Consider the following 12,323-nt stretch of genomic DNA (forward strand, 5'->3'; position numbering starts at 1 on the left):
CTTTTTTAGCGAACTCTCCACCGTTTATTTTTCTGGAAAGTTTAAAAGATTGTTCAGTAATGTAAACCGGGTTCTTGCCCTCGTTGATCACCTTCCCCCTGCTGGCGCGAGCTTGTAGCTCGTGCCTCATTCTCAAGGCTATTCCTTTTTCCAAAAGAACTCGCGTGATGTCAAAATTAACAAGCAATGTGGGCACTTAGAGCGTTTCTGGTTTTTGGAATTCTATGCCTTCTGGCTGCTATTTATTTTCTCCTTTTCAAAGGGAAAATTCTGGTTGGTCCAGAAGTTAGAAAAATCACGAATCCGATTCTTATCCTGATATTTCTAATTCTTCATCTGTTGTTACTGTCCTTTTTCGGTTACATGTTAACTCTGGCCTTTTGAGTGGAGCGAAATGAATTTGTTAGTATGAGAGTCAGCTTTAATTTTATAAGAGGATTACTAAAGTGATCCTAAAGTAAGGTTCGTTACCCAAGCATAAAACCCAGAATGCACAACAGCCTTCGAGGGTTTTTCTTCGCCCTGCATCCGCTTGAGCCTGCGGCTCAGACTGCTGCAGGACAAAGAAAAACCCAGCGCGGTACCGCGCTGGGTTTCTTTTGTGACCCCGAGAGGATTCGAACCTCCAACCTTCAGAACCGGAATCTGACATTCTATCCAGTTGAACTACGGGGCCATGTTGTTAATATGGAGAAACTCTTGACCAGTTGAACTACGGGGCCGTTTCTCCGGCAAATCTCATTAGATTTGGGGTCGGCAAAATTAAGAGATTAATTCCAATTGATAGAATCTGGGGGCCGGGTTATATGAAAGTCAAATCTTTTCCGTTACCCTTCTGACTGAACTGTTTTTTATCAAATGATGATGAGACTAACTCTTTGTACTACTGTTTTTTGTGCGCTTTTTAGCTTTTCGCTTAACGCACAAATTGGTGTTGGACAATGGCGCGACCACTTGCCCTACACCAACGCAATTGATGTCGCACAGGGAAATGGACAGGTGTTTACGGCTACAGAATCTGCCATTGCAGCTTACTCCAAAACTGACCACTCGGTGAGGCGCATCTCCAAAGTTAACGAACTGACAGCTTCGGGAATTTCCGCTATCGGTTTTAGCGAAGAGTACAACACCCTCGTTGTAGCTTACGAAAACGGAAACCTCGACCTGCTCACCAACGGAACAGGGAGAAACATGGCCGACATCCTCAATAGCTCTATCCTGGGTGACAAAAGCATTTCAGACATTTACTTCATCGACAACAGAGCCTATCTCGCCACCGGATTCGGAATTGTGGTGATCAACATCGAAGCTCAGGAAGTGGCAGACACTTACATCATCGGTCCCAATGCCAGTCAACTAAAAATCTACAGCATCACATCAGATGGTGAAAACCTCTTTGCTGTCACTGAAAATGCTGTTTATAAAGGTAGTCTTGGCGATCCTTTTTTGGCCAACTACCAAAACTGGGATCAAATTAATGACCTGCCTCCGATTGGCAACAATGCAAGATTCGCACAATTGATCAACTACAACGGTAATTTTTACTTGCGAGTAGAAAATGAAAACGAGGATGTTGTCTACACCAGCACTACTGCGGAGCCTTTGCAATGGGAAGTGCTACAAGATTTGCAAGACACTCCAATTTACGACATCAGCGTTGGAAAAAACGATAACGTCTACATTGTTGAAGACAATGATGTTTATGTATTTGATGAATCTGGAACCTTTCTCGAAGAGGTAAACAACCTCAATGGCGAAAACGGTGCTCCCAAAGCGATTGTTGTTGACGAAGAAGACATCTTCTGGATGGCCGACAGCAACAAGGGCCTGGTTTCCACCAATCAGCAGTTTGAGTTCAGGGATGAAATAGCACCAGATGGGCCAGCTTACAAAAACGTTAGAAGGCTGGATGCCTACAACGATAACATTTGGGTGGCTTCCGGAGGTGTTGATCAATCCTGGGTTCCGAACTACGATAAGTTTGGAGCTTACGGTTTTGTCGATGAAGAGTGGATTCACTTCTCTGCCTGGACCGTAAACGAAAATGATCTTGAAGCCACTAACGACATTATGGACATTGCGGTAAACCCTCAAAACAACAGCGAAGTTTTCATTTCCTCATACGAAGAAGGGCTGGTGAGATTGGTCGATGGAGTTGGTCAGGACGTTTACCGGAACGACAACAGTACTTTGGTAATTAACGACAATGACGAAGACCCTCAACGAGTGATGCTCACTGGGCTGAGTTTCGACCAGAACAACAACCTTTGGATTGGAAACAATTATTCAAATCTCCCGATCCACGTGCGCACTGCTGGCGGTGAGTTTATCGGCTACGATTTTGGAAACACGGTTACCGAAAATTCTACAATCGACCGGGTAACGGCAACTTCTGGAAACCTGGTGTGGGGAACTCTGCCCCGCGGAGGCGGATTGTTGGTTTTTAATCACAACGGCACTCTGGCAAATACTAGTGACGACAACTTTAAACTCCTGAACAACGAGGAAGGAAACGGTGGGCTACCTTCTAACGATGTGTACTGCGTAGAAGAAGATTTAGATGGCGAAGTGTGGGTAGGAACCCTGCGAGGCCTGGGTGTCTTCTACTCTCCTCAGGCGATTTTTTCTGAAGAGGGAGCCGATGTGCAACAAATCCTGATCGAGCAGGATGGCAACGTCCAGGTCCTTCTAGAAACGGAAGCAATCAACTGCATCACCATTGACGGTGCCAACAGAAAATGGATCGGAACGGAAAGTTCTGGCGCGTTTTTGCTGAGTCCCGATGGAACCGATCAAATCTATCACTTCACAGAAGAAAACAGCCCGCTCTTATCGAACAACATCTTTGACATCGATATCAACTACGAAAAAGGCGAGGTGTTTTTTGCCACTGAAGACGGTATCATTTCTTTCCTCTCCACTTCGAGCAATTTCGATCAGGAAATGACGGAGCTCAAGGTTTACCCAAACCCGGTGAGAGAAACATTTGACGGGCCGATAAGAATTGATGGCCTGGACTACAACACCGATGTAAAAATCACAGACATCAGCGGAAATGTGGTTTATCAAACGACTTCGAACGGAGGACGAGCTATTTGGAATGGCAAGGATTTCAATGGCAATCGTGTGGCTACGGGCGTTTACCTGATTTTTGCAACCAATACCGATGGCTCGGCCACCAATGTGGGAAAAATCGCATTCGTCCAATAGATCTGGATCTGGTTTTTCAACATTTTTCACAGGTAAAACTTCTATTTGTCGTCTCGGCCTAATGGGCTACTTTCGAAGAAGAAAATCAGACGAATTTCAATATGCCTAGATTTCAAAATAGCCTCACTTCGAAATTACCTCAGGTGGGGACTACTATTTTTAGTCACATGTCGGAGCTGGCCGCCAAAGAAGGTGCCATCAATCTTTCGCAGGGCTTCCCCAACTTTTCACCAGATGAAAAACTAGTGAAAGGTGTGACACACTACATGCAAAATGGCTACAACCAGTACGCACCGCTATCGGGCGTGGAGCCTTTGCGAAAAGTCCTGTCGGAAAAACTGCAAAAACTCTACGACAGAAGCTATGACTTCAAGGATGAGGTTAACATAACGGCAGGGGCCACCCAGGCGATCTACACAGCCATCAGTGCTTTTGTGAAAGAAGAAGATGAAGTCATCATTTTCACTCCTGCTTACGATTGCTACGCTCCGGCAGTGACGGTGAACGGAGGCAAGCCAATTTATGTGCAGCTCAAAGCTCCGGAGTACAAAATCGATTGGGGCGAGGTGGAGAAAGTGTTCAATCGGAAGACCAAAATGATTGTGATCAATACGCCTCACAATCCCACCGGGACAGTTATCGGCAAAGAGGATTTACAAAAATTGGAGAAACTCGTTCGCGATTCTGAGACCATCATCCTGAGCGATGAAGTATACGAGCACATTGTTTTCGACAATAAAAAGCATTTCAGCCCAGCCATTTCGGAAGAGCTCGCCAATCGTACTTTACTCGTTTATTCCTTTGGGAAAACTTTTCACGTCACCGGTTGGAAAATGGGATTCATTGCGGGACCCGAAGAGTTGATTGCCGAATTTCGAAAAGTGCATCAGTACAATGTCTTTTGTTGCAACACGCCCATTCAGTATGCCCTGGCAGATTACCTTTCGGAACCCGCTCACTACGAAAAGCTCGGAGAGTTTTATCAGCTAAAGAGAGATGCCTTTTTAAGCGGTTTGAAAGACTCGCGATTTACCTACACACCTTCGGCAGGAACTTACTTTCAGCTACTCAACTACAGCGAAATAACCAACACACCGGATGTGGAGTGGGTCGAAAAGCTCACAAAACAGATCAAAGTCGCGGCCATTCCCGTTTCCGTTTTTTACCACCAAAAACTGGATGAACACATGCTTCGTTTTTGTTTTGCCAAGGATGAAGACACGCTATACGAAGCAGGAAAAAGACTCAGTGAACTGTAAATTTTTTCTCGATGGAAGATCTCAAAATCACGCTGATTCAAACAAAGCTCCACTGGGAGAATCCCAAAGAGAACAGAACGCATTTTGGCCGGCTTCTGGGTGAAATTCCAGACGATTCTGACCTGATCTTGTTGCCAGAAATGTTCACGACTGGTTTCACCATGAATCCTGAAAAGTACGCAGAGCCGTTTTCACAAAACATGCCCACGCTGGAGTTTCTGAGAAAATTCGCGAAATCGAAAGATGCTGTAATCTCGGGAAGTGTTTCTACTGAAGACAGCGCCAAATACTACAATCGCTTGTTTTGGGTGCGACCCGATGGCAGTTTCAGTTTTTATGATAAGCGCCACCTCTTCACTTTTGCCGAGGAAGACAAGCACTACAGCGGAGGGGATAAAAAAATCATCGAAGAAATTAAGGGCTGGAAAATCTTGCCACTCACCTGCTACGATTTGCGATTCCCGGTTTGGAGCCGCAACAGGCTGGTGGATGGAAAACCTGAGTACGACCTGCTCACTTACGTGGCAAATTGGCCCGCGGCTCGAAGTGCTCCCTGGTCGCAACTGCTGCCAGCGAGAGCCAACGAAAACCAGGCCTATGTAGCCGGCCTAAACCGCGTGGGAAAAGACGGAAATGGAATTGATCACTCGGGTGATTCCATTGTGATTTCCCCTAAAGGAGAAACCATCTCGGCAGCTAAACCCAATGAGGAGCAGATTTTTTCTGCCGTTCTATCCCGGGAAGACCTCGAGCGATTCCGGGAGAAATTCCCCGTGCTTCACGATGGAGACGATTTTTCACTCAACATTTGAGTTACTCTGTTAAGGCCTGTTAAGCCTGTAGAAATATCGGGTTTTAATTGCTATCATCGCAGTGTAAACCGCCTGAAATCAGGCCACAATGCCGAGAAATTAATTTTATAACTTCGCCACACATTTTAATCGACATCGCGCGCTATGAACTTTCAACGTACTAACGTCATCACCGGCTGGGTAGTTTTTTTGATTGCTACCATTGTTTATGCTCTCACTCTCGAACCGACAGCCAGTTTCTGGGATGCGGGTGAGTTTATCGCATCAGCCTACAAGCTCGAAGTTGGTCACCCTCCAGGTGCGCCTTTCTACATGCTGATCTCGCGCTTTTTTGCGATGCTCGTTCCTATGGAATACGCGGCCATTAGCATCAACATGGTGTCGGCTCTCTCGAGTTCGTTTACCATTCTGTTTCTCTTTTGGACCATCACACACCTCGCGAAGAAAGTTGCTGTAAAAACCGAAGAGCTCAACCCCGGAAAACTGATCGGTATCATGGGAGCCGGTGTCGTTGGAGCCCTGGCTTACACCTTTAGCGATTCGTTCTGGTTCTCTGCCGTAGAAGGTGAAGTTTACGCGATGTCCTCGCTTTTCACGGCCATCGTTTTTTGGGCGATACTAAAATGGGAAACACTTGCAGACCGCAAAGGCGAGCTCCGCTGGATCATCCTCATAGCCTTTTTGATGGGCCTTTCAATTGGTGTCCACCTCTTGAACCTCCTTGCAATTCCGGCAATTTGCTTTGTCTACTACTTCAAGAGATACGAAGTGAGGCCGCTTGGAATTCTCTACACCTCGCTGGTGGCAGTCTTTGTTCTCGGACTTATTCAGGCGGTGATTATCCCAGGAACTGTAAAATTCGCAGCGGCCTTCGAGCTCTTCTTCGTGAACGACCTCGGAATGGGATTCAACTCAGGAGTTCTCATCTATGCCATCCTGGTGATCGCCATCCTCGTTGGTGCGCTCTACATCACACAAAGAAAAAGACTTTACGCGCTCAACACACTGTCGCTAGGTGTGACCATGGTTTTGATCGGATACTCCACTTTTGCGCTAATCGTCATCCGCTCTTCTGCCAATCCACCGATGGATGAAAACAACCCCGAAAACCTCTTTACACTCCTGAGCTACCTCAATCGTGAGCAGTACGGAGATCGTCCATTGATTTTTGGCCAGTACTGGAACACTCCACAGGATCAGGAAAACCCTTACACTGACGGAAACGACACTTACTTTAAATCATTTAGCGTTCGCTCAAATGGCAACCTTGTGGAGTCATTTGACAACGAGTTTGCAGCCAGGGCCTATGCCGATGAAAACGGTGGAGGAAATATGGAAGTCGTTGAGGAGTACCTGGTTTCTATCAGTGGTGATGATGCCAAACCGAATTACGACTCTGATCTGTCTACGATTTTCCCAAGAATGTATAGCTCGCAGGCCAATCACATTGCAGAATACAAGAATTGGAGCAATTACAAGGGTTGGAACAATCAACGAGATCGACAGCAGGTTCAAAGCTTAGAACAGCGAAAACAACAAATCGAATCTCAGGAAATCCGCAGGGCAATGTATTTCATGCAGAACCCACAGAATGCGGAGATGAGACAGCAAGCCGAGCAACAGTATCGCGCACTGTCTAACGAGCTCGAAGGGCTCAACCGAAAGCTGAAACCTTCGTTTGGCGAAAACCTGAAGTACTTTTTCAACTTTCAGGTTGGCTGGATGTACGGCAGGTATTTCATGTGGAATTTTGCCGGAAAGCAAAACGACATTCAGGGCCATAGCGGAATGCTGGATGGCAACTGGCTCTCTGGAGTCGACTTCATCGATCAGGAACGACTTGGCAACCGAGCCGAGCTCTCTGAGCGTTACGCCTCAAACAAAGGCTTGAATCATTTCTATTTACTTCCGCTGATTCTCGGATTGATCGGATTGATATTCCAGCTTCTAAGAGCGCCAAAAGACTTCACGGTCGTCATGCTGCTCTTTTTCTTCACCGGTTTGGCTATTGTGCTTTACCTCAACCAAACCCCACTTCAGCCGCGCGAACGTGACTACGCTTATGCCGGATCTTTCTATGCCTACGCCATCTGGATTGGTCTTGGGGTGTACGCCCTGTACTACGCAGCCACTAAAATGAACTGGAACGATATCGGTAAAGTTGGGCTTTACGCTGGAGGAACAGGTGTCTTCCTCTTCTTGCTCGAAAGCGTGCTCTCAGACGGTCACAGCTTTTCTTACACTATTCTCTACATGACCGTAGTAACGCTTTTGGCAATGGGCTTAATGCAGCTGCTCAAGCAAGGTTCGGTCGGAGTAAAAGGTAGGGGAATTGCAGCCGCATTGATTTGTCTTGCTGTTCCTGCAGTGATGGCGATCGATGGCTGGGATGATCACAACAGGGCGAGAAGAAAAACTTCTATCGCATTTGCCAAGAATTACCTAAACACACTTGAGAAGAACGCGATTCTTTTCACTAATGGTGATAACGACACTTTCCCGCTGTGGTATGCACAGGAAGTAGAAGGAGTGCGCACCGATGTGAGAGTGGTGAACCTCTCGCTTCTCAACACCGACTGGTACATCAGTCAGATGAAGCGCCAGGCCTACGAAAGTGAACCTGTGCCATTCGATATTGCAGAGCAAAAATACCGACAGGGAACTCGCGATGTGGTGATCCTCGACAACAGCAGAAACAAGAAGGACAAATACATCGAGTTGGACAGAGCACTGGAGATTGCGCTAAACGATGACTTTAAAACCACTGTTGGCGACAACAAGAAATACAGCTTCATGCCGACCAATAAGTTTGCTCTTCCTGTGGATAGCGCTCAGGTGATTCAAACGGGAACTGTATCTCCAGAAAAAGCGGATCAAATTGTTGATACTATCAAGTGGACGATCCCAGGCCAGTACATTCTCAAAAACAACCTCGCAGTATTGAGTCTTCTGGAAAACAACAACTGGGAACGACCAATTTACTTTGCCGTGACCACAGGCCAGGACGCCTACATCGGTCTCGAAGACTACTTCCAGCTTGAAGGTCTCGCTTATCGCCTTGTTCCAATCAAAGAAGAAGGTGATCGTAGCAGAAATGCTGTAGGCGGAATCAACGAAGACAGGATGTACGAAAACATCATGAAGGAGTTTGAATGGGGCAACATGGACGATACCACTAACGGAATCTACATGGATGAAAACAACCGAAGAATGACCACTAACCTTCGTTTGCAGTTTGCCAATCTTGCCAATGAGCTGACACAAGAAGGTCAGGAAGAAAAAGCCATAGAGATTCTCGATAAATCCATGGAGGTAATGCCGGAAGTAAACGTTCCTTTTGACAGAGTGATGCTTCCTATCGCAGAGGCTTACTATGAGCTGGGTGAGGATGAAAAAGGAAACGAAATTGTCTCGAGACTCTTCGACCTTGCCGAAGATGACTTGGAATACTTCTTTAGTCTGAGTGATGAAAGACAGGCTATGCTTTCTCAGGAAATCAGAATTCAGCTATCGGTTGCTACCAGGATAGAATCGCTCGTGAATGACGAGTATCCGCAGCCGGAGCTTGGACCAGAACTTCAGCAACGCCTCGATGCTCTGATGGAAGCGTACAGCGGACGACCGGCTCCTCGCTCGCCACGTCAGCGAAACCCGGAGCTACTTCAGCCACAGACGCCAGATCAAAATCAGCAGCAACAGCCTACAACACCTAACCCTCAGTAGGGTTTAGGATTGCTGATTCAGACTTCAAAGACTTGAAACCAGAAAGCGGGAATTCTCCGAGGAGAATTCCCGCTTTCTGGTTGTTTGGTTTGTCGTTTCTTGTTAATGAACCAACTTCTACTGCAATAGGCTCACTTCCTTATAGCCACGTGGAAACTTTACCGTTTTTCGAGTTTCACGGTAATACTTTTCCCATTTCGGGCTGCTAAAATCATAGATTGAAGAAGTTTTGCCCTTTGCCAGATTTTCATCTTCGAAATGCATAACTCATAATTTTTAATTCCTTAACCACTTAGTAGACTAGAAATACTTGCTGATAGTTGTCTGAACGATTACTGGAAAACCTGCACTAAAATGAACAGAACTCTGTTAAAGTCGGTTTAATTATCACTTTGCAACTCAAATAAAATCAACTATTTTCACATCTTCGGGACAGAAATAAGCATTACCTCCCGGCTTAGCTCCACCCCACTTTATTTAATTTTTTAGTTTTCGAATTATGCAGCAGTCGGATCTCTATAGTCTATCCAACCTACGAGACCTTTACATGAACAACGAAGAGTTTGTGGTGAAGACTGTCGAAGTATTTGTACATCAAATCAAAAATGACATCCTGGTTTTGAATGAGCAACTGGCTGCCGGAGAATGGAAAGACCTAAGATCCACAGCTCACAAAATAAAGCCTAACATAGATTTGATGGAGATAACGTCCATCAGAGACACCATTCGCGATATTGAAAAAAATGCATCCATGGAGACTTCTGACGAGATGAGGCAGAAGGTTAAAAAGGTTACTGAGACCATCGATGTGGTTCAGCACTCACTTCAAGAATATCTTGAAAAGCAGCAAAGCTAATTTCCTCAGCGAATCACAACCTTGCGAGCGTGCGATTGGCCGAGATCATTCAAAACTCGCACTACAACCAAACGACTTTTTTGACTCGATAGGTTCACTCTCACTACACCATTATTTGACCCTCCTGTATTCAATACTCTCCCCGAAAGATCAATCACCTGAAAGCGGAAGTCGCTCTTCGAGGAAATTCTTAACTCCCTGTTTTGTACCAGAATCTGAGTTGCACTTTCCAGCGACTCAGCCACATTGTCGATAATGCATTCCAAAATTTCTGCTTCCGTGTTGCAACCACTGGCATTGTTCTCCAAAACAATTTCACCACCGATTTGCATTGGCTCCTGATCCATCAAAGGTTTTAACGAGCAACAGTTACCCAAACCGGGGTTGTTGGTGATTTCAACATCACCTTCAATTTCCGTGAGTGCAGTCATTCCGGCAATGCTAAACATGGATTCGTTGTTTACAATTTGTAGCGAACCGCCAATGGTTGTCAACTCCTCAAGCGGGTCCAGATCAAAAAGCAGCAAAGTACTATCTATCCTCAGGTTATTGCCAACAGCTGAGAGTGACTCCAACCCCTCCAGAGTACTAATTCCTCTCAGGTAAATCTCCAGACTGCCGCCTATTTCCTCCAGATTGGCTAATGCCGTGAGGTCCGTGAGTCCATCTTGAAATTCATTCAGAATAAAATCTCCACCAACAAAAGTGAGGTTCTCAAAACCAGTCAGATCCTCAATTGTTGGATTGTCGTAAATCTCAAAACTACCCTCAAGAGATGTTATCTGCTGCAGTCCATCGAGATTATCGAGGCCGAGATTACTCTCAATGTAAATGTCACCGCCCACTTCCGATAGCGAACCCAAATTTGTGATGTCTTGCATCGTAAAATTCGAGATCAATTTCAAGTCGCCTCCTACTGATTCTAGCTGATCAAGTCCTTCCAGTGAGAGCATCGAAATATTTTCAAAAAGAATGAGATGCTCTTCAATGCTCACGAGCGAAGAAAGCGGTGAAAGGTTCTCAATGTCACCATCATTGATGTAGAGTGATCCGCTGATTTGAGAACACGAGCTCAGCGCATCGAGCTCCGACTGACTGTTCACAAAGATTGTGTCGCCAGTAGTACCGCATTGCCCGCTCGCAGAGAGCCCGGCTAGTGTGCTGATTAAAAAGAAAATAAACGTCTTCATCTTATTCATAATGACCTCTTTTACGAAAAAAACAAAAATTGTTCTGCGTACCGATTGCAAGACTTTTTCAAGCAGTACATTTGCAAAAATTTTTGGAGGGCTAATCAATGACGAAAATAGCAATTCTGGCATCTGGAACGGGCACTAACGCTCGTGCAATTATCGATCACTTCGCTAAATCTGCGATTGCAGAGGTTGCTTTGGTGATTACCAATAAGCCGAATGCGGGAGTTATTGAAATTGCAAAATCGAATGCTATTGCCGTTGAAGTTATTCCAAATTCTGAAATTGAAGAGACACTTTTACACACCCTAAAAAAGCACAAAACCGATCTGGTTGTGCTAGCAGGATTTTTGAGAAAAATTCCTGTTGATGCCATTAGGGATTTTGAAGGCCGAATGGTAAACATACACCCTTCGCTGCTACCGAAGCACGGAGGCAAGGGAATGTACGGATCTCGAGTTCACGAAGCGGTGGTGAACGAAGGCGACAATCAATCTGGAATCACGATTCATCTTGTTAATGAAAACTACGATGAGGGAAAAGTAATCTTTCAGGTGGCCAAGGAAATCTTGCCGGAAGACACAGCCGAAACGGTTGCTAAAAAGGTGCAAAAACTCGAGCACAAGTACTATCCTGAAATTATCGAGCAACTTATAAAGGACACTAAAAACAACTAATTTTTAATGGAATTCAATTTCACCGAATTCATCACTGCGACAATGGTTCTCTTCGCGGTGATTGACATCATTGGCGCTATACCTATCATTGTAAAGGTGAAGCGCAAAGCCGGAGACATCCACTCCGGAAAAGCATCTATAGTGGCGCTGGTGCTCATGATAGCCTTTCTTTTTATTGGAGAAAAGCTGATCAATTTCATCGGAATCGATGTCAACTCTTTTGCCGTGGCCGGTTCGTTTGTACTCCTGTTTCTGGCCCTGGAGATGATCCTCGGAATCAATCTCTTCAAACAAGACGACACCGACTACAAAACAGTTTCAATCGTGCCCATTGCTTTCCCGCTCATTGCCGGAGCGGGATCGATGACCACGATCATTTCTCTCCGAGCAGAGTATGCCGCGATCAACATTGCTTTGGCGATCGTTGTCAACATGGTTTTGGTTTTTGCAGTCCTCAGGTTGACAGGCCGCATCGAACGTTTGCTGGGCGAGGGAGGAATCGCTATCCTACAAAAGGTTTTCGGAATCATTCTTTTGGCTATTGCCGTGAAGCTCTTTAGCAGCAATGTGAAGGTGATGTTTAATTTATAAAT

The 12,323-nt window shown here is 45.6% G+C and carries 8 protein-coding genes and 1 tRNA gene; 7 read left to right on the top strand and 2 right to left on the bottom strand.

Annotation, left to right across the window (positions count from 1 at the left end; translation table 11 throughout):
* Positions 1 to 602 precede the first annotated feature (602 nt).
* Positions 603 to 676 (bottom strand) — tRNA-Arg (locus ABHV44_RS00005).
* Between the two features lie 182 nt (positions 677 to 858).
* Between ABHV44_RS00005 and porZ the strand changes: the two genes are divergently transcribed.
* From porZ to ABHV44_RS00030, 5 genes are all read left to right on the top strand, one after another.
* Entirely contained in the window at positions 859 to 3,210 is a 2,352-nt protein-coding gene (gene porZ, locus ABHV44_RS00010) for a type IX secretion system anionic LPS delivery protein PorZ (RefSeq protein ID WP_459072576.1), read from the top strand.
* A 101-nt stretch (positions 3,211 to 3,311) separates the two neighbouring features.
* The gene (locus ABHV44_RS00015; protein WP_459072577.1) at positions 3,312 to 4,469 is read left to right on the top strand and encodes a methionine aminotransferase; all 1,158 of its coding nucleotides are present in this window, start codon (positions 3,312 to 3,314) and stop codon (positions 4,467 to 4,469) included.
* An 11-nt stretch (positions 4,470 to 4,480) separates the two neighbouring features.
* Complete coding sequence (locus ABHV44_RS00020; protein WP_459072578.1) at positions 4,481 to 5,281, top strand: amidohydrolase; 801 nt, start codon at positions 4,481 to 4,483, stop codon at positions 5,279 to 5,281.
* Positions 5,282 to 5,425: 144 nt separating this feature from the next.
* The gene (locus ABHV44_RS00025) at positions 5,426 to 9,004 is read left to right on the top strand and encodes a glycosyltransferase family 117 protein (RefSeq protein WP_459072579.1); all 3,579 of its coding nucleotides are present in this window, start codon (positions 5,426 to 5,428) and stop codon (positions 9,002 to 9,004) included.
* Positions 9,005 to 9,551: 547 nt separating this feature from the next.
* Positions 9,552 to 9,860: an Hpt domain-containing protein gene (locus tag ABHV44_RS00030; RefSeq protein WP_459072580.1), complete on the top strand. Its 309-nt coding sequence runs from the start codon at positions 9,552 to 9,554 to the stop codon at positions 9,858 to 9,860.
* A gap of 5 nt (positions 9,861 to 9,865) precedes the next feature.
* Here ABHV44_RS00030 and ABHV44_RS00035 read toward each other — a convergent pair whose 3' ends face one another.
* Complete coding sequence (locus ABHV44_RS00035; protein ID WP_459072581.1) at positions 9,866 to 11,059, bottom strand: hypothetical protein; 1,194 nt, start codon at positions 11,057 to 11,059, stop codon at positions 9,866 to 9,868.
* A gap of 98 nt (positions 11,060 to 11,157) precedes the next feature.
* Between ABHV44_RS00035 and purN the strand changes: the two genes are divergently transcribed.
* On the top strand, positions 11,158 to 11,730 hold the full coding sequence (gene purN, locus ABHV44_RS00040; RefSeq protein ID WP_459072582.1) for a phosphoribosylglycinamide formyltransferase: 573 nt from the start codon (positions 11,158 to 11,160) through the stop codon (positions 11,728 to 11,730).
* Positions 11,731 to 11,736: 6 nt separating this feature from the next.
* A complete protein-coding gene (locus ABHV44_RS00045) occupies positions 11,737 to 12,321 on the top strand; it encodes a MarC family protein (protein ID WP_459072583.1) in 585 nt (194 codons plus the stop codon).
* Positions 12,322 to 12,323 lie beyond the last annotated feature (2 nt).

Source organism: Halocola ammonii (assembly GCF_049334165.1).
Classification (GTDB): Bacteria; Bacteroidota; Bacteroidia; order Flavobacteriales_D; family Sanyastnellaceae; genus JBEGHD01.